The organism is Aurantimonas sp. HBX-1 (assembly GCF_021391535.1).
In the GTDB taxonomy this organism is placed as follows: domain Bacteria; phylum Pseudomonadota; class Alphaproteobacteria; order Rhizobiales; family Rhizobiaceae; genus Aurantimonas.
In genome coordinates this window covers 3,633,604-3,651,861 of record NZ_CP090066.1, presented here as the reverse complement: position 1 = coordinate 3,651,861, position 18,258 = coordinate 3,633,604, and the positions used below count along the sequence as shown (strand labels likewise).

Annotated in this window: 19 protein-coding genes; 12 read left to right on the top strand and 7 right to left on the bottom strand. The window is 69.0% G+C overall.

Annotated features, from left to right (window positions below; genetic code table 11):
* Window positions 1–7 precede the first annotated feature (7 nt).
* The 5 genes from LXB15_RS17275 to LXB15_RS17255 form a co-directional block, all read right to left on the bottom strand.
* Entirely contained in the window at window positions 8–535 is a 528-nt protein-coding gene (locus tag LXB15_RS17275) for a TIGR02281 family clan AA aspartic protease (RefSeq protein WP_233949620.1), read from the bottom strand.
* 149 nt (window positions 536–684) lie between these two features.
* Entirely contained in the window at window positions 685–1,314 is a 630-nt protein-coding gene (gene upp, locus LXB15_RS17270; protein WP_233949619.1) for a uracil phosphoribosyltransferase, read from the bottom strand.
* 36 nt (window positions 1,315–1,350) lie between these two features.
* A complete protein-coding gene (locus LXB15_RS17265) occupies window positions 1,351–2,340 on the bottom strand; it encodes an adenosine deaminase (protein WP_233953222.1) in 990 nt (329 codons plus the stop codon).
* 53 nt (window positions 2,341–2,393) lie between these two features.
* A complete protein-coding gene (locus LXB15_RS17260) occupies window positions 2,394–3,590 on the bottom strand; it encodes a phosphopentomutase (protein ID WP_233949618.1) in 1,197 nt (398 codons plus the stop codon).
* A 142-nt stretch (window positions 3,591–3,732) separates the two neighbouring features.
* Window positions 3,733–4,206: a pilus assembly protein N-terminal domain-containing protein gene (locus tag LXB15_RS17255; protein ID WP_233949617.1), complete on the bottom strand. Its 474-nt coding sequence runs from the start codon at window positions 4,204–4,206 to the stop codon at window positions 3,733–3,735.
* Window positions 4,207–4,433: 227 nt separating this feature from the next.
* Between LXB15_RS17255 and LXB15_RS17250 the strand changes: the two genes are divergently transcribed.
* The 9 genes from LXB15_RS17250 to LXB15_RS17210 all read left to right on the top strand — a co-directional run bounded on the left by LXB15_RS17250 (window position 4,434) and on the right by LXB15_RS17210 (window position 13,411).
* Complete coding sequence (locus LXB15_RS17250) at window positions 4,434–4,607, top strand: Flp family type IVb pilin (protein ID WP_233949616.1); 174 nt, start codon at window positions 4,434–4,436, stop codon at window positions 4,605–4,607.
* Between the two features lie 120 nt (window positions 4,608–4,727).
* The gene (locus LXB15_RS17245; RefSeq protein ID WP_233949615.1) at window positions 4,728–5,249 is read left to right on the top strand and encodes a prepilin peptidase; all 522 of its coding nucleotides are present in this window, start codon (window positions 4,728–4,730) and stop codon (window positions 5,247–5,249) included.
* A 123-nt stretch (window positions 5,250–5,372) separates the two neighbouring features.
* Window positions 5,373–6,194, top strand: coding sequence for a Flp pilus assembly protein CpaB (gene cpaB / locus LXB15_RS17240; protein ID WP_233949614.1), 822 nt, complete (start codon window positions 5,373–5,375; stop codon window positions 6,192–6,194).
* An 11-nt stretch (window positions 6,195–6,205) separates the two neighbouring features.
* Window positions 6,206–7,804, top strand: a complete 1,599-nt coding sequence (locus tag LXB15_RS17235) for a type II and III secretion system protein family protein (protein ID WP_233949613.1) — start codon at window positions 6,206–6,208, stop codon at window positions 7,802–7,804.
* Window positions 7,805–7,824: 20 nt separating this feature from the next.
* A complete protein-coding gene (locus tag LXB15_RS17230; protein ID WP_233949612.1) occupies window positions 7,825–8,544 on the top strand; it encodes a CpaD family pilus assembly lipoprotein in 720 nt (239 codons plus the stop codon).
* A complete protein-coding gene (locus LXB15_RS17225; protein ID WP_233949611.1) occupies window positions 8,538–9,818 on the top strand; it encodes a CpaE family protein in 1,281 nt (426 codons plus the stop codon). The genes LXB15_RS17230 and LXB15_RS17225 overlap by 7 nt, the downstream gene beginning before the upstream one ends.
* Before the next feature lie 36 nt (window positions 9,819–9,854).
* Entirely contained in the window at window positions 9,855–11,348 is a 1,494-nt protein-coding gene (locus LXB15_RS17220) for a CpaF family protein (protein WP_233949610.1), read from the top strand.
* Window positions 11,348–12,358 carry a type II secretion system F family protein gene (locus LXB15_RS17215; RefSeq protein WP_233949609.1) on the top strand — a complete coding sequence of 337 codons (1,011 nt, stop codon included), beginning with the start codon at window positions 11,348–11,350 and terminating at the stop codon, window positions 12,356–12,358. The genes LXB15_RS17220 and LXB15_RS17215 overlap by 1 nt, the downstream gene beginning before the upstream one ends.
* 60 nt (window positions 12,359–12,418) lie before the next feature.
* Complete coding sequence (locus LXB15_RS17210) at window positions 12,419–13,411, top strand: type II secretion system F family protein (protein WP_233949608.1); 993 nt, start codon at window positions 12,419–12,421, stop codon at window positions 13,409–13,411.
* A 129-nt stretch (window positions 13,412–13,540) separates the two neighbouring features.
* Here LXB15_RS17210 and LXB15_RS17205 read toward each other — a convergent pair whose 3' ends face one another.
* Window positions 13,541–14,359: a tetratricopeptide repeat protein gene (locus tag LXB15_RS17205; protein ID WP_233949607.1), complete on the bottom strand. Its 819-nt coding sequence runs from the start codon at window positions 14,357–14,359 to the stop codon at window positions 13,541–13,543.
* A gap of 129 nt (window positions 14,360–14,488) precedes the next feature.
* On the opposite strand from LXB15_RS17205, the gene LXB15_RS17200 reads away from it, so the two are divergent.
* The 3 genes from LXB15_RS17200 to LXB15_RS17190 are packed head-to-tail and all read left to right on the top strand — an operon-like array spanning window position 14,489 to window position 17,291.
* Complete coding sequence (locus LXB15_RS17200) at window positions 14,489–15,898, top strand: M17 family metallopeptidase (RefSeq protein WP_233949606.1); 1,410 nt, start codon at window positions 14,489–14,491, stop codon at window positions 15,896–15,898.
* Between the two features lie 46 nt (window positions 15,899–15,944).
* Entirely contained in the window at window positions 15,945–16,850 is a 906-nt protein-coding gene (locus LXB15_RS17195) for a C40 family peptidase (RefSeq protein WP_233949605.1), read from the top strand.
* 54 nt (window positions 16,851–16,904) lie between these two features.
* The gene (locus LXB15_RS17190; protein ID WP_233949604.1) at window positions 16,905–17,291 is read left to right on the top strand and encodes a DUF305 domain-containing protein; all 387 of its coding nucleotides are present in this window, start codon (window positions 16,905–16,907) and stop codon (window positions 17,289–17,291) included.
* A 4-nt stretch (window positions 17,292–17,295) separates the two neighbouring features.
* Here LXB15_RS17190 and LXB15_RS17185 read toward each other — a convergent pair whose 3' ends face one another.
* Window positions 17,296–18,249, bottom strand: a complete 954-nt coding sequence (locus LXB15_RS17185; protein ID WP_233949603.1) for a LysR substrate-binding domain-containing protein — start codon at window positions 18,247–18,249, stop codon at window positions 17,296–17,298.
* Window positions 18,250–18,258: the final 9 nt, after the last annotated feature.

The window sequence follows — 18,258 nt, the reverse complement described above, 5'->3', positions numbered from 1 at the left end:
GCCGCCGTCACTGGCGAAGCGTCAGCTGGCTGCCGTCGCTCTCGAAGCGCAGGCGGTTGAGGAAGCTCATGCCGAGCAGCGCGGTTGGCAGATTGCCGTCGCGCATGATCATCACGTCGACATTGCGGACGGCGAGGGGCCCGAGCTCGACCCGGTCGAGCCGGGCGACGGCGGCAGGGGCGGTGCCGTTGGCGGTCTGCACGCTGTGGCGCCAGTCGGCGGGCCTCAGGACGATGCCGAGGCGCCTGGCGGTCGCCTCGTCGATGGCGACCAGCGTCGCGCCGGTGTCGACGAGCACCGGTACCGGCCGCCCGTTCATCCGGACGTCCGCGCGGAAATGCCCTTCGCGGTCGGCGGTCAGCCGGGCCACCCGGCCGGGGACCGGAGAGGCTACGGCCGCATCCTGGAGCGTCGGCGCGGGATCCAGCGTCTCGACCTGGCCGGACAGCATCTGCGCCCGGTAGCGCTCGAACACCGACGGGGCCGCAAGCCCGACGAGGGACGAGACGACAAGGATCAGGACGAATTTCGACATGGCGGCCGGCCTGCGCGATTGCGGGTTGGCAGGCAGGCTCCGACGTCGGGCTTAAGGTTTCGGCAAGGGCGGCGTCTGCCCCGCCCGGATTCTGCCGCGGGGGTTGCCGAAAGGTTAAGGGCGGCCGGAAATCCCGGCCGCTGCCAGCGCTATTTCGTCCCGTACATCCGGTCGCCGGCATCGCCGAGGCCGGGGACGATGTAGCCTTTCTCGTTGAGATGGCTGTCGATCGCGGCGGTGAAGACGGGAATGTCCGGATGCGCGGTCCGGAACCGCTCGATGCCCTCCGGCGCGGCCAGCAGGCAGAGGAAGCGGATGTTCTTCGCGCCACGCTGCTTCAGCTTGTCCATCGCGGCGATGGCTGAGTTCGCGGTCGCCAGCATCGGGTCGACGACGATGACCAGGCGGTTGGCGAGGTCCTCGGGCGCCTTGAAATAGTATTCGACCGGCTGCAGCGTCGCGTGGTCGCGGTAGAGGCCGATATGCGCGACGCGCGCCGCCGGCACCAGGTCGAGCATGCCTTCCAGGAGACCGTTGCCGGCGCGCAGGATCGAGGCGAAGACCAGCTTCTTGCCCTCGAGCACCGGCGAATCCATCGGCTCGAGCGGCGTCTCGATGCGGATCATCGTCAGGTCGAGATTGCGCGTGACCTCGTAGCAGAGCAGCGTCGAGATTTCCCGGAGCAGCCGGCGAAAGCTCGCCGTCGAGGTCTCCTTGTTGCGCATCAGCGTGAGCTTGTGCTGGACCAGCGGGTGGTCGATGACGGTGACGCCGTCCATGAGGCCTCGCTTTCTGGCTGCGGTTCGGCTTCCTGCTTAACCGCCCGCCGAAGGCGCGCCAAGTGCGATCGCCACGAGGCCGAGACGATCCTGCAGGCGCCGCCGCGTCGCCTCGTCGACGAAGGCCGCCTCGACCGCCTGCCGGGTGAAGCCGAGGCGGGTGCCGGCGTCGATCCCGGCTTGCGCGGCAAAGGCGTATTCGTCGGCAAGGCTGGTCCGGAAGAAGGGCGGGTCGTCGGAATTCAGCGTCACCCGCGCGCCGGTTGCCACCAGCTGCTTCAGCGGATGCGCGGCGGCGTCCGGATAGAGGCCGAGCGCGAGGTTGGAGCCCGGGCAGACTTCCAGCACGATGCCCTCGGCGACGATGCGCCGGACGAGGTCGGGGTCCTCGGCGGTGCGCACGCCGTGGCCGATGCGCGAGGGCTTCAGCGCATCGAGCGTCGCCCGCACACTCTCGGCCCCGCAGAGTTCGCCGGCATGGGCGGTGAGCCCGAGCCCGGCGTCGCGGGCGATGGCGAAGGCGCGGGCGAAGTCGGCGGGCGCGCCGATCCGCTCGTCGCCCGCCAGCCCGAAGCCGGTCACCAGCGGCTGGCCCGGCCGCGCGGCGAAGCGTGCCGCCCGCTCCACCGCCTCGGCCCCGAGATGGCGCACCCCGACGACGATCATCCGCGCCTCGATGTCGTGGTCGTGGCGCGCCTGCGCGATGCCGCGCGACAGGCCGGCGACATAGGCCTCGGGAGACAGCCCCGCCTCGCGCGCATGGTCGGGCGAGATGAAGAACTCGGCATAGATCGTTCCCGCCGCGGCGAGCCGGCCGAGATGGTCGGCGGCAAGGTCGGCGTAGTCCGCCTCGGTGCGGAAGACGCTGGAGGCAAGGTCGTAGGCGGCGAGGAAGCTGGTGAAATCGTGCCAGACATAGTGGCCGTTGTGGATGATGGCGCTGACGTCGATGCCGTGGCGCGCCGCATGGGCCTCCACGAGATCGGGATGCGCGGCGCCCTCGATATGGCAGTGCAGTTCCGCCATCGGGAGCGCGCCGCCGCGCCTTGCGCGGGCGACGGCCGGCGAAGGCGCCTCGTTCACAGGAAGCTCGCGCCGTGCCGGCCGCCGGGCAGCTTCAGATGCGCCGCGACGCTCTCGCCGATATCGGCGAAGGTCTCGCGGTGGCCGAGCGGGCCGGGGGAAACGTCGGGCCCGAAGACCAGCACCGGCACGTTCTCGCGCGTGTGGTCGCTGCCCGTCCAGGTCGGGTCGCAGCCGTGATCGGCGGTGATGATCGCAAGGTCCCCGGGCCGCAACCGCGCTTCCAGTTCCGGCAGCCGCGCATCGAATGCCTCGAGCGCCGCCGCGTAGCCGGGGACGTCGCGTCGGTGGCCATAGAGCATGTCGAAATCGACGAAATTGGCGAACGCCAGGTCGCCGTCGGCCGCTTCGTCCACCGCGCCGAGCAGCGCGTCGAACAGCGCCATGTTGCCGTCGCCCTTGCGCACCTCGCTGATGCCCTTGCCGGCGAAGATGTCGCCGATCTTGCCGATGGCGATCACCCGGCGGCCGGCGGCCAGGGCGCGATCGAGCACGGTCGGCTCCGGCGGCGGCACCGAATAGTCGCGGCGATTGGCCGTGCGCCGGAAGCTCGACGCGTCCTCGCCGGTGAACGGCCGGGCGATGACCCGGCCGATATTCAGCGGATCGACGTGCCGGCGGGCGACGGCGCAGAGATCGTAGAGGCGCTCCAGCCCGAAATGCGTCTCGTGGGCGGCGATCTGCAGGACGCTGTCTGAGGAGGTGTAGAAGATCGGCTTGCCGGAGGCGACGCTCGCCTCGCCGAGTTCCGCGATGATCTCGGTGCCGGAGGCATGCCGGTCGCCGAGGATGCCGGGAATGGCGCTGTCGTCGACGATCTGCTGGATCAGCGAGGCGGGGAAGGTCGGGACGGTGCGCGGGAAATAGCCCCAGTCGAACAGCACCGGCACCCCGGCGATCTCCCAGTGGCCGGACGGCGTGTCCTTGCCACGCGAGACCTCGCCGGCAGAGCCGTAGCGTCCGGCGGCCGCGGGGCCGGCATCTTGCTGTCCGGCAGCGCGCAACAGGCCGAGGCGGCGAAGGTTCGGCAGGGCGAGCGGGCCGTGGCGCAGGCCGGGGCGGTCGGCCTTGCCGGCCTCTGCCGCCGCGAGGACATGGCCGAACGTGTCGGCGCCGGCGTCGCCGAACGCCTCGGCGTCCCGCGCCCCGCCGATTCCGACGGAATCAAGCACGATCAGTATTGCCCGACCCAAAGCCGTCTCCCTGCCGATACGCTGCCTGTCCCGACGCCGCGATCAGCGGCCGGCGGGCGGCGTTGCTTGCCGGAAGATAGGTGCCGGCGGGCGGATTTCACGGATCACGTGCAGCGACGCGCGGCCGCCCGGCCGGCGCGGGTCAGCGCTTGGCGGCGTCGGCGGCCATCTGCTGGCGCGTCGCATATTGCTGCGTCGCCTGCATGAAGCTGTCGGGATTGTCGCCGATGGTCACCGTCGGCTCGCATTTGGGGGCGCAGGCATAGGTGATGCGGTTGGCCTGGCGATAGACCCGCACGGTGCTGGCCTCGAAGCTCTGCACGGCGACCTGCTCGTCGAGGATCGTCTGCCCGCCGGCGTCGAGGATCACGACGTTGGTGATGCCATAGCTCTTGCCGGTGAGGACCAGCCGCTCCGAACTCAGCACCTCGATGTCGACGATCGCCGGGTTGCCGACGATCACCGTGGCGGCCGGGCGGTCGATCTCGAGGATGCGCGCGTGGTCGACGGCGACACCGAGAACGTCGCCGGTGTCCGCGGCGCGGGCGCCGCCGGCCGCGAGGGTGAGGGCGGCCAGCACGAGAAGGAGCCGGATCCGGCAGGGGGATGTCGTCATCGGGCAGGCCTGCATGCGAGGGCGGTTGCAACAGTCATAGTTGTCCGCCGTAAACGGCCGATTAACGAAGCATCGCTTCAAATGAACCCGACAAACGAAGCCTTCAATGTAACGCAAATTCAACCAAGTCGCTTAAGTCGTTCGCAACGGGCTGTCGGTACAGTGAACCATCCGATCGACGAAAACAGTCGACGGGAGTGCTGAAAACGGGTTTTCAAGGAGTTCCCATGTCCAAGCTTTTCGTTCGCTTCGCCAAAGACGAATCCGGCGCCACGGCCATCGAATACGCCCTGATCGCCGGCCTGATGGCTACCGCGCTCATCGCCATCTTCGGTGCCCTGACGCCCCAGATGTCCACTGCCTTCGACGAAATCGGCTCGACCATGCAGCCGAAGAAGTAAGATCCTGCCGACTGGGGCCACCGGCCTCGGCCGCACGGTCTCCGGCAGAATGCCTATCGCATCGGAATGGCGGGCAAATGTCCGCCATTCTGATGCCGTGTTGCGGGAAGGACCCGGACCATGCTCGCAGCTCTGCTGATCCTTCTCTTTCCCTTTGCCATGGTTTATGCGGCCATGAGCGATCTCGTCTCGATGACAATCGCCAACCGTGTCTCCGTTGCTCTTGTCGTCGCCTTTCCCCCGGCTGCTCTGCTCGTTGGCCTGCCCGCCGGCATGATCGGCCTGCATTTCGCCGTGGCTTTTGCCTGCCTCGCGGTCACCTTCGGCATGTTCGCCGCAGGCTGGATGGGAGGTGGTGATGCCAAACTGCTGGCCGCGACCGCCCTGTGGTTCGGCCCGACGCCGGCAGTGTTCGAGTATATGCTGTTCGGCGCGGTCTTCGGCGGCGTTCTCACCTTGGCGATCCTGCTTTCCCGCGCCAGCCTTGCCCCGGTGACCGGCATTGGCTTTGTCGATCGCCTGCTGGACCGCGACACCGGCATTCCCTACGGTATCGCGCTGGGTGCCGCAGGCCTTGTCGTCTTCTCCGACAGCATATGGATGGACCATGCCGCTGCCGGCCTGGCCAGCGGGGCCTTCTGAACACTTATCCGTCGTCCCAGGCGGGCTTTACAGGTTTCGTTAACCATACATTGAGAGTTTCCCGGCGATAACCGTCGTCAACGAGCTGCGTTCCCTGCGGCACTGTTGGCGGAGGTCGGTCGGATGAAACTTGCGCGTCTCGCGGTGATCGCCGTCGCTCTCGTCGCCGCCGCCGGCGCCGGCATCCTCGCCCTCAACCTCTCGCAGCCGGCCCCGGTCGAGCCGGTGATCATCACCGCCGAGCCGGCCGAGCCGCCGATCAAGCTCGTCGACGTTCTCGCCACAACCACCGACCTGGCGATGGGCACCCCCGTCGACGGCGCACTGTCCTGGCAGAAATGGCCGGAGGACGGCGTCGGGCCGACGCTTATCCTGAAGCGTGACCGGCCGGAGGCCATCGAGGAACTGAAGGGCTCCATCGCCCGGCAGTCCTTCTTCGCCGGGGAACCGGTCCGCGAGGCCAAGCTGATCCGCACCGACCAGGGTTTCATGTCGGCGATCCTTCCCGCCGGCAAGCGCGCCCTGGCGATCCAGATCGCCGCCGAGACCTCGGCCGGCGGCTTCGTGCTGCCCAACGACCATGTCGACGTCATCATGACCCGCCGCAAGCCGAGCACCAATGGCGAGGCCGACCAGTTCGTCACCGAGACGGTGCTGCGCAACCTGCGGGTGCTCGCCATCGACCAGACCATCGAGGAGCAGGACGGCCAGAAGGTGGTCGTCGGCTCCACCGCCACACTCGAGGTCGATCCCGACCAGGCCGAGGCGCTGACCGCCGCCCAGCAGATGGCCGACCGCCTCGTGCTGTCGCTGCGCTCGCTGGCGGATTCGCTTCCCGGCTCGCCCGGCTACGCCGCCTTCCTGCTTGCCCAGGAGAGCGCCGCCAACGGGAAGATCAAGGTCATCCGCTACGGCCAGACCACCGACATCACCACGAACAAATGACGAGCCGCCCGATGATCGCCTCCTCCCGATATCACCGGCTCCGGACCGGGCTGCGCCGGTCAGTGCTCGCTTTCGGCGCCGCCGCGATGGGCCTGGCACCGCTCTCGCCTTTGCCGGCGGCCGCCCAGACCGTCGTCAATGTCGGCCAGGGCGTCCAGCCGATCAGCCTGGGGCTGAACAAGACCAAGGTCATCGTGCTCTCCTCCGACGCGCATGACATCCTCGTCGCAAATCCGACCGTCGCCGACGCGGTGACCCGCGACGCGCGCCGGATCTACATCTTCGGCAAGCAGGTCGGCCAGACCAACATCGTCGTCTTCGACAGCCAGAACCGGCAGATCGCCTCGATCGACCTGCGCATCGAGCGCGACATCGGCGGCCTCGAGGCCTCGATCCGGAAATACGTGCCCGGCTCCGAGGTCCAGGTCGAGATGCTCAACGACAACGTCGTTCTGACCGGCAGCGTGCAGACGCCGCAGGACGCCGCCAAGGCCGAGCGCCTGGCCCGCATCTTTGTCACCGGCGGCGAGGCGACGACCGGCCAGTACATCCAGTCGGCGACGGCTTCCGGCGGCGCCGGCGGCGGCGATGGCGACGTCGCCTTCGCGCAGGAGGACCGGCGGCAGAGCCAGATCGTCAACCTCCTGCAGATCGCCGGCGAGGATCAGGTCACACTCAAAGTCACGGTTGCCGAGGTCCAGCGCTCGGTGGTCAAGCAGCTGGGTATCGATTCCCTCGCCAGCGGCTCCATCGACGGCGTCGCCTATTCGGCCGCCACGAACAGCCTGTTTGGTCTCGGCAACCCTCTCTCGAATACTTTCGGGGCAGTCCGGAACAGTTCCGGCGGCAACACGATCGAGGCACAGCTGCGCGCCATGAACCAGGCGGGCGTCATGCGTACGCTCGCCGAACCGAGCCTGACGGCTATCAGCGGCGAGAAGGCGAGCTTCAAGGTCGGCGGCGAGTTCACCATTCCCGACGGTCAGACCATAACCCCTGAAAAGCGCACCAACATCCGCGATGCCTCGGGTCGCATCGTCGACACCGAAATCGAAGGCGCGCTTATCGAACTGGACAGCCGCCGTGTCGATTATGGCATTGGGCTGGATTTCACCCCGGTTGTCCTTTCCCCCGGCCGCATCAGCCTGAAGGTGCGCACCAGCGTCTCCGAGCCGACCTTCGAAACGCCCTTCAATCTTGGCGGCGATGGATCGACGAAAGGCTCCGCGATCATCGGCATTCGCAAGCGTCTTGCCGACACGACCGTCGAGCTGCCGTCCGGCGGGTCGCTGGTGATCGCCGGTCTCGTCCGCGACGAATCCCGCCAGGTCATATCGGGCTTCCCCGGCCTGTCGGAGATCCCGGTGCTCGGGACCTTGTTCCGCTCCCGCGACTTCCAGCGCTACGAGACCGAGCTGGTTATCATCGTCACGCCCTATCTGGTGCGACCGGTTGCGCGGCAGGCGCTCGCCCGGCCGGACGACGGATTTGCGATATCGAGCGACGGCGCCGGCAACTTCCTCGGCCGCGTCAACCGCGTCTACGGCCACATGGAAACCAAGCTGCCGCCCGGCCGGTACCACGGCGTCGTCGGCTTCATCTACAAATGAGCGCGTCGGGGAGATCGAACGTGACACCGCCCATCCGATTCCCCGGCGCCGCGCGCCGGACCCGCGCCCCCCGGGTGCGCTGCCTGCCGCTGCTGGCGCTGCTGCTCGCCGGCGGCTGCGCCAATGTGCATCACGTCGAGGTCGGCGCGATCCCGGACGACTACCGCACCCGCCATCCGATCGTCGTGTCCGAGGCCGAGACCGCCGTCGACATTCCGGTTGTGGTCTCCGACGGCGCGCTGTCCTTCGCCAACCGCGGAAGGGTCGAGGACTTTGCCGACCGCTTCCGTGCCTCCGGGGCCGACTTCATCCAGGTGCAGCTGCCGTCGGGTTCGATGAACCAGTACGCGGCGGACCGGGTGTCGCATGACATCGTCAAGGTCCTGAAGGGGCGCCGCATCGGCCGCGATCGGATCTTCGTGCAGCCTTATCCGGCACCAGGCGCCAGCGGGCCGACCCCGATCCGGCTGGCCTTCACCACCCTCGTCGCCAAGACCGGCCCGTGCGGGCGCTGGCCGGCGGATCTCACGGAGACGTCGGAGAACAAGAACTACCACAATTTCGGCTGCGCCACGCAGCAGAACCTCGCGGCACAGATCGCCGATCCGCGCGATCTCCTGTCGCCGCGCGGCGTCGACACGATCGACGCCGAACGCCGGACTACCGTGCTCGACCACTACCGGCGGGGCGAGCGCACGACGTCGGAAGCCCCCGAGACCGAAAGCGATTACGAATGGTAGTAGCGGAGAGCATCATCGACCTGCCCCTTCCCGAGGCCGAGGCCGTCGCCCCCGAGGCGTCGCCGGACGCGCTGAACGACGTCCGTCCGATTCCGCGGGTCTCGATCCAGGCCTTCTGCGAGACCGACGGGGTGGCCAAGCCGATCGAGAAGGCGGGCCTCGACCGGCGCATGGCCAAGGCGCATCTCAGGGTCCACAAGGGCGGCATCAGGGCCGCGGCCGAGCATTTCTCCAGCGCCCCGACGCCGAACCTGGTGATCCTCGAGTCGCGCTTTGCGCCCGGCGAACTCGTCGAGGAGCTGGAAGCGCTGGCCGACGTCTGCGACCCCGGCTCGAAGGTCGTGGTCATCGGCCACTACAACGACGTGACGCTCTATCGCGACCTGATGCGGCGGGGCATCTCGGAATACCTCGTCGCGCCGATCTCGATCGCCGACGTCATGGAGGTGATCGGCACGCTGTTCACCGCCCCGGACGCCGAGCCCCTCGGCCGCTCCATCGCCTTCGTCGGGGCCAAGGGCGGCGTCGGCTCGTCGACCATCGTGCACAACGTCGCCTGGGCGATCTCCAAGCGCTTTTCCAGCGATGTCGTGCTGGCGGATCTCGACCTGCCCTTCGGCACGGCCAACATCAATTTCGACCAGGACCCGGCCCAGGGCATCGCCGAGGCGATCTTCTCGGCCGACCGGATGGACGACGTGCTGCTCGACCGGCTGCTGTCGAAATGCGCCGAGCACCTGTCGCTGCTGGCCGCGCCGTCGGCGCTGGACCGCACCTACGACTTCGCCGGCGACGCCTTCAACGCGCTGATCGAGGCGGCCCAGCGGGGTGCGCCGGTGGTGGCGCTGGACGTGCCGCACGCCTGGGGCGACTGGACGCGCAACGTGCTGATGCGCGCCGACCAGATCGTCATCACCGCGACCCCTGACCTCGCCAATCTGCGCAACACCAAGAACCTCGTCGACACGCTGCGCAAGCTGCGGCCGAACGACCCGCCGCCGCATCTGGTGCTCAACCAGCTGGCGATGCCGAAGCGCCCGGAGATCGAGCCGGGGGAATTCTGCGATCCGCTCGGCCTCGAGCCGATCGCCCAGATCGCCTTCGACCCGCAGATCTTCGGCAAGGCGGCCAACAACGGCCAGATGGTGGTGGAGACGGACCCCAAGCACGTGGCGGTGGCGGCGTTCGACCACATCGCCCACGTGCTGACCGGCCGCCACGAGGGTCGCAAGCCGAAGAAGACCGGCCTGCTGAGCCGGCTTCGCGGCAAGTAGTCCGGCATCGGTACAAGGGCAGGAGCGGAGATCACCATGTTCGGAAAGCGCGGGAACGAGACGCCGCTCGCTCGCCCGGCTGCGACGCAGCCGGTTTCGCCGCAGCCTGCGCCGTCGAGCCAGGCCTCGGCGCCGCGCGGCAGCGTCGCGACCCTGGAAGCGCCGCCCCCGGCCGCGGCGCCGGCACCCGCCCGCGACGTCCAGCGGTCCGGCGAGCGCATGCCGGGCGTGCGCCCCGACAGCTATTACGAGCGCAAGGCGCAGGTGTTCACGGCGCTGATCGACACGATCGACCTGTCGCAGCTGGCCCGGCTCGACGCCGAGAGCGCGCGCGAGGAAATCCGCGACATCGTCAACGACATCATCGCGATCAAGAGCTTCGCGATGTCGATCGCCGAGCAGGAGGAACTGCTCGGCGACATCTGCAACGACGTCCTCGGCTACGGCCCGCTGGAACCGCTGCTGGCCCGCGACGACATCGCCGACATTATGGTCAACGGCTCGCGCCACACCTTCATCGAGGTCGGCGGCAAGATCGAAGAGACCAACATAAGGTTCCGCGACAACCAGCAGCTCCTCAACATCTGCCAGCGCATCGTCAGCCAGGTCGGCCGGCGCGTCGACGAGACCTCGCCGATCTGCGACGCGCGCCTGCCGGACGGCTCGCGCGTCAACGTCATCGCGCCGCCGCTGGCCATCGACGGCGCGGCGCTGACCATCCGCAAGTTCAAGAAGGACAAGCTGACGCTCGACCAGCTGGTCAAGTTCGGCGCCATCACGCCCGAGGGCGCGGCGATCCTGCAGATCATCGGCCGGGTCCGCTGCAACGTGGTGATCTCCGGCGGCACCGGCTCGGGCAAGACGACGCTGCTGAACTGCCTGACGCGCTACATCGACGCCGACGAGCGTATCATCACCTGCGAGGACTCCGCGGAGCTGCAGCTGCAGCAGCCGCATGTCGTGCGGCTGGAGACGCGCCCGCCCAACATCGAGGGCGAGGGCGAGATCACCATGCGCGACCTCGTCAAGAACTGCCTGCGTATGCGGCCCGAGCGGATCATCGTCGGCGAGGTGCGCGGACCGGAGGTGTTCGACCTCCTGCAGGCGATGAACACCGGCCATGACGGCTCGATGGGCACGATCCACTCGAACTCGCCGCGCGAGTGCCTGAACCGCATGGAATCGATGATCGCGATGGGCGGCTTTTCGCTGCCGTCGCGCACCGTGAAGGAGATCATCGTCGGTTCGGTCGACGTCATCATCCAGGCCGCCCGCCTGCGCGACGGCTCGCGCCGGATCACCCATGTCACCGAGGTGCTCGGCATGGAAGGCGACGTGATCACCACCCAGGACATCTTCGTCTACGACATTCTCGGCGAGGACGCGCAGGGCAACATCATCGGCCGGCATCGCTCCACCGGCGTTGGCCGCCCGGCGTTCTGGGACCGCGCCCGCTACTACAACGAGGAGCAGCGGCTCGCCCAGGCGCTCGACGCCAGCAACATCCCGGATGCGGCGGGGGCACGCTGATGCTGACACCGGCCGCCGGCATCCTCTTCGTCCTGCTGTCGACGGTGGCCGCCGGTGGCCTCGCCTATGCCGTGCTGCAGCCGCGCATCACCTCGGAAAAGAAGGTCGAGGCGCGGCGCTCGCAGTACAGCCGCGACGAGAACGACCGGGTGGCGGTGAAGTTCGCGCGCGAGCGCCTGCGCGAGCAGGACAAGCGCCGCAAGACCATCCAGTCCTCGCTGAAGGAACTGGAAGCGCGCACCCGCGAGCGCGACAAGCTCAACGGCAAGCTGTCGCTGGCCCGGCGCCTCGAACAGGCGGGGCTGACGCTGACCGTCCGGCATTACGTCTGGATCAGCATCGGTACCGGCTTCGTCAGCCTGCTGCTGGCGCTGGTCTTCGGGGCGGGGCTGCTGGTGTCGGTCGGCGCCGGGATCGTCGGCGGCCTCGGCGTGCCGCGCTTCGTGCTCTCCCACCTGCGCAAAAAGCGCCTGCAGAAATTCATCGACGAGTTCCCCAACGCCCTCGACCTGATCGTCCGCGGCATCCGCTCCGGCCTGCCGCTCAACGACACGCTGCGGATGATCGCCGGCGAGGCCGCCGAGCCGGTCCGGAGCGAGTTCCGCAAGATCGTCGAGACGCAGCAGATGGGCGTGTCGACCTCCGAGTCGGTCGAGCGCCTCTATCGCAACGTGCCGACCGCCGAGACCAACTTCTTCTCCATCGTCATCACCATCCAGGCCCAGGCGGGCGGCAACCTCTCGGAGGCCATCGCCAACCTCTCGAAGGTGCTGCGCGAGCGCAAGAAGATGAAGGGCAAGATCCAGGCGATGTCGATGGAGGCGAAGGCCTCCGCGACGATCATCGGCGCCCTGCCGGTGATCGTCGGCTTCCTCGTCTACCTCACGACGCCCGACTATATCGGCATCCTCTTCGCGACCAATGCGGGCAATCTGCTGATGATCGTCGCGGCGGTCTGGATGGCCATCGGCGTCTTCACGATGAAACGAATGATCAGCTTCGACTTCTGAGCGAACTGGCCGCGCGGGGATCGCCGGCCGCGGAGTACAGCCGGGAAAGGCCGCCATCTGATGCAATCGCTCTTCGACTATCTCGGCGTCTCGAGTTCGCTGGTGCTCAGCACCGTCATCGCCATCGCGGTGTTCACCACCTTCCTCGCCTTCGCCATGCCGATGCTCTCGGGCAACCGCCTGCAGAACCGCATGCGCTCGGTGGCGCTGGAGCGCGACGAGATGCGGGCGCGCGAGCGGGCGCGCCTGGCGTCCGAGAAGGAGAACGGGCGCGGCGCCGGGCTGCGCCAGCAGCAGAACAAGGGCATCGCGGCGCTGGTCGTCGAGCGGCTCAACCTGCGCACCGCGCTCGCCGACGAGGGCACCGTCGCCAGCCTGCGGGTCGCCGGCTATCGCGGCCAGCGGCCGCTGACGCTGTTCCTGTTCGCGCGCGCCGTGCTGCCCCTGGTGATGCTGGCGATCGCTGTGTTCTACGTCTTCGGTATCGGCCTCCTGGCTGCCCAGGGCACGATGATGCGCGTCGCGGCCTGCATCGGCATCGCCTATCTCGGCTTCTACGCGCCGATCCTGTTCGTGAAGAACCAGGCGACCAAGCGGCGCCTGTCGATCCAGCGGGCCTGGCCGGATGCGCTCGACCTGCTGCTGATCTGCGTCGAATCGGGCAATTCGATCGAGGCGGCGTTCCGCCGGGTCGCCGAGGAGATCGGCATCCAGTCGATCCCGCTCGCCGAGGAACTGGTGCTGGTCTGCGCCGAGCTCTCCTACCTGCCGGACCGCAAGGTCGCCTACGACAACCTCGCCGCCCGGACCGGGCTCGAGGGCGTGCGCGCCGTCACCACCGCGCTCGTCCAGGCGGAGCGCTACGGCACGCCGCTCGGCAACGCGCTGCGGGTGCTGGCCCAGGAGAACCGCGACATGCGGATGAACCTCGCCGAGAAGAAGGCGGCGTCGCTGCCGCCGAAGCTCACCGTGCCGATGATCCTGTTCTTCCTGCCGGTGCTGTTCGTGGTGATCATCGGGCCCGCGGCGATCCAGATCATGAAGCTGCAATAGCTGCGGCGCGAGGCACAGGCGTGTCAGCGTGATCGTCGACGGGGCGGGCCGCCTTGGCCGATGCCATGCAGGCGGCAGGTGACCCGGCGCGGGAAGAGCGGTCGGGAGGGCGGAGAAGGCAGGCCGGCCTCAGCCCTCCTTGCCGTCCTTCTCCTTCAGCATCGACCAGGTGTTCTGCTGGGCCAGCATCTTCTGGAGATAGGCGACGTTGGCTTCGGCGGCATCGGGCGACAGTTCCGCCGAGGCGATCTTCCGGGCCTCCTCGAAGCGTCCCTGCAGGCCGACGACGAGCGCCAGGTTCTGGCGCACGCGGCTGTCGACGCCGGGCTGGCCGGCGGCCGTCCGGAGATAGGATTCGGCGGTCGCCAGATCGTTGCTGAGGAGGTGCGACATGCCGAGATTGGACAGCACCGTCGGCTCGTTCGGGGCGAGGTCCAGCGCCTTGCGGTAGAGCACCCGCGCCTCGGCCGACTGGCCCATCTGGTCGAGGATCGCGCCTTCCGCGGAATAGAGCCGCCAGTCGGGATAGTCCGGAGTCTGCGCCCGGCGCACGGTCTCCAGCGCCTTGGGCAGGTCGCCGGCCGCGGCCAGCGCCTTGCCGTAGGCGGACAGCACGTCGCGGTCCTTCGGATGGGCGATCGCCACCTGCTGCATGACCGCCAGCGACTGGTCGTTGCGGCCGATCATCTGCAGGGAGGCGGCGTAGGAGAGGCCGACGCCCTTCGCCTTCGGATCGCGCTCGTAGGCCGCCCCGTAGGACTGGACGGCACTCTGCAGCTGGCTCGCCTTCATCGAGGCGACCGGGGCCGATCCGGAGGATCGCCCGATCGAGCCCGTCGTCTCGCGCGACACCGAGGCGCAGCCCTGGCTCGCCAGGACGGTGGCGGCTGCCGCCACGAAAAGAGCCTGCCGCAGGCCGCGAATCGCTTTATCGTGCCGCGCGATCATCACCTGCTCCCCGTGTCGTCCGCGATGGTCCGAAGTTTCGGCTCATTGAGCCACGCTTCGTCGCAAGTCATAATCTGTTAACCCTAACGCCCGGTTAACGCCCGGCCGCGCAATCCTGGACTGCATGTGATGCCAATCTCCCTGATCGACGAGACGAACGAAGCCCTGCCGGTCTGGCTGGCCGAAGCCGGCGGTCTCGAGGCCCTGCCGGACGCGGCGCGCGCCTGGGCGAAGGTCGCGCGGTTCGGCGCCGAAGCGGGCAGCGTCCTCGTCGTGCCGGGAGAGGGCGGCGCGCCGGCCGGCGCCGTGCTCGGGCTCGGCAAGCCCGATTCCCGCCCCGACGCGGCCGAATGGCGAGCGCTGCTCGCGGGCAATCTGGCGCGCCATCTGCCCGACGGCGACTGGCGTTTCGCGGCGGAGGCGGCTGTCGACCGCGACGTCGCCGCACTGGCGCTGCTGCTCGGCCAGTACCGCTTCGCCCGCTATCGCACCGGGGCGAAGGGCGACGACAAGCAGCCGCAGATCCGCTTCCAGGCGCCGCAGGGCGTCGACACGGCGGAACTGTCGGCGATCGCCGATGCCGTGTTCCTCGCCCGCGACCTGATCAACACGCCGGCCAACGACATGGGCCCGGCCGAGTTGGAGGCGGCGGCGCGCGGCCTGGCGAAGGAATTCGGCGCAACGGTCGAGACGGTCGAGGGCGACGCGCTGCTGGCCGGCAATTTCCCGATGATCCACGCCGTCGGGCGCGCCAGCGCGTCGGCGCCGCGGCTGATCGATCTCGTCTGGGGCAAGCCGTCGGATCCGAAGGTCACCCTGGTCGGCAAGGGCGTCGTCTTCGACACCGGCGGGCTCGACATCAAGCCGGCCGCCGGCATGCTCCTGATGAAGAAGGACATGGGCGGGGCGGCGAACGTGCTTGCCCTGGCGCGGATGGTGATGGCGCGCGGCCTCGGCGTGCGGCTGCGGGTGCTGATCCCGGCGGTCGAGAACGCCATCGCCGGCGCCGCCTTCCGGCCCGGCGACGTGCTGACCAGCCGCAAGGGCAAGACCGTCGAGATCGGCAATACCGACGCCGAGGGACGGCTGGTGCTCGCCGACGCGCTGGCGCTCGCCGACGAGGAGGCGCCGGAGCTGCTGATCGACATGGCGACGCTGACCGGCGCCGCCCGCGTGGCGCTGGGCCCGGACCTGCCGCCCTTCTACACCGCCGACGAGGGCTTCGCGGCCGATCTCGCCGCAGCTGGCCAGCGCACCGCCGACCCGCTGTGGCGCATGCCGCTCTGGCAGCCCTACGTGGCCAACCTGGCCTCGAAGATCGCCGACACCAACAACGTCACCAGCGACGCCTTCGCCGGCTCGCTCACCGCCGCGCTGTTCCTGCAGGGCTTTGTCGAAAAGGCGAAAAGCTGGACGCATCTCGACATCTTCGGCTGGCGGCCGAAGCCCGGCCCGACCGGCCCGGTCGGCGGCGAGGCGCAGGGCATCCGCGCCCTCTACGCAGTGCTGAAGCAGCGTTATCCGGGCGATCAGGCCTGACGGCAACGATGCGGCCACGGGCAAGACGACACAGGACAGCGACACCATGACGGACCTCGATCCGCGCCGCCACGCCTTCCGGGCCGACCTCGCCGAGACCGGCCTCAAAGGCCGCGTCGAGGCCGCAAGCTTCACCGCCGGCGTCCGCCGCCAGGTCGCCGCGCCGGTGGCGCCGCTGCGGCGGCGGCCCGATCCCGACGCGCCGCTCGAGACCGAGGCGCTGCGCGGGGAGACGGTGACCATCCTGGCGGAGGAAGGCGGCTGGGCGTGGGCCAAGCTCGCGCCGGACTCGGCCGCCAGCGCCTATGTCGGCTATCTGCCGGCGGCTGCGCTCGGGCCGGTCGAGGCGCCGACGCACCGCGTCTGTGTCCCGCGCACGCTGGTGTTCCCGGCGCCCGACATCAAGCGTCCGCCGCTGTCGTTCCTGCCGATGGGCGCGCTGGTCACGGCGACCGGCACCGCCGCCGACCACAATGCAAGCTACGCCGAACTCGTCGGCGGGGGCTTCGTCGTCGAGCAGCATCTCGAGACGGTCGGCGGTGCGGCGCCGGACTATGTCGCCGTCGCCGAACGCTTCCTCGGCGCCCCCTATCTGTGGGGCGGCAAGACCGTCGCCGGCATCGACTGTTCCGGGCTGGTGCAGATCGCCTGCGCCATGGCCGGGATCGACGCGCCGCGCGATACCGACATGCAGGAGCGCGAACTCGGCACGCGGCTCGCCGGCATCGAGGCGCTGGAGCGCGGCGACCTGGTGTTCTGGAAGGGCCATGTCGGGATCATGCTGGACGGTTCGCGGCTTCTGCACGCCAACGCCCATCACATGATGACGGCGGTCGAGCCGCTGGCCGAGGCTGTCGCGCGGATCGCCTCGCGCGGTTCGGCGGTTACCGGCGTCCGCCGGCTCAGGGCAGCTGCCGTGACCCGCGGCGACGCTCCGCCGATCGTGATTTGACCCTCCCGTTGCAGGAAGCTTCGACAAGGGGCTCTACTGACATGGAGAGACCCGATGCTGAAGCCGCTTGTTCTGCTTGCCGCTCTTGCCTTCGTCCCGGCGGCTGCCGCCCAGGACCATGACAGCCAAGGCGCCGCCGCGATGGACCACGGCGCGATGGGTGAGGCCAATCCCGATGCCGGCGCAAGCCCGTCGAGCAAGGCATTCATCGAGGCCAACGATCGCATGCACGCGGCCATGGGTGCCGATCTCACGGGCGATGCCGACGTCGATTTCGTCCGCTCGATGATCCCGCACCACCAGGGCGCCATCGACATGGCGCGGATCCAGCTCGAATACGGCAAGGATCCGGAGCTGCGGACACTCGCCGAGACCATCATCGCGGCCCAGGAAGCCGAGATCACGGCGATGAAGGCGTGGCTGTCGGCGCACGGCCACTGAGGCGCTAGGCGCTCGTGGCGCCCCCGTCCGGGGCCTCCGGCCGGGCGCCGAAGCCGGTCATCGGCGACGGCTTGGCCGCCATCTCGGCCAACAGCCAATCCCGGAAGGCACGGATCTTCGCGACGTTGCGCCGCGACTCCGCGTAGCACAGCCAATAGTAGTGCTGGTCGTCGGCGACGAGCTCGAAAGGCTGGACGAGCCTGCCGTCGCGCAGCGCCTCCTCGTGGAACACCGGCGTGAGGATGGCGATGCCGTGCCCGGCGATGGCGGCGCGGGCGACGACATGCTGGTCCCCCATGTCCGAGAACGGGCGGTTCGCGGGATCGAAGCCGCTGACCCCCGCCGCCGCGAACCACAGCGGCCACCACTGGTCGTGGGGGTCGAGGAGAGGCGCGTCGAGAAGGTCGGCGGGTCCCTCGAGCGGCCCCAGCCGCTCGAGCAGTGACGGCGCCAGGATCGGTGTGAAGCCGGTCGGGAACAGCCGGTGCTGGACGAGGCCGGGCCACGGCCCGCGCCCCGCACGAATGGCGACGTCGACCTCGTCGCGAAGGAAGTCGACGACCTGCCGCGTCGCCACCATGCGCACCCCGATCGTCGGGTGCTGCATTTGGAAGAAGCCGATCCGCGGCGCCAGCCACGCCGCGCTGAAGGTCGGCACGACGCTGATCTGCAGCAGCGTGTTGTCGTCCGCCATGATCTGCCCGAAGCCCGCGGCGATCAGGTCGAAGGCTTCGGTCAGGATCGGCCGCAGGCGCTCGCCGGCGTCGGTCAGCACCAGCCCGCGCGGCCGGCGCAGGAACAGCGGCACACCGACACGTTCCTCGATCAGCTTGATCTGGTAGCTGACCGCCGCCTGGCTCATGCCGAGCTCCTCGCCGGCGCGGGTGAAGCTCAGATGCCGGGCGGCGGCCTCGAACACGCGTATTGCTGCCAGGGGCGGGATCGACCGTCCACTCATCGCTCGCCC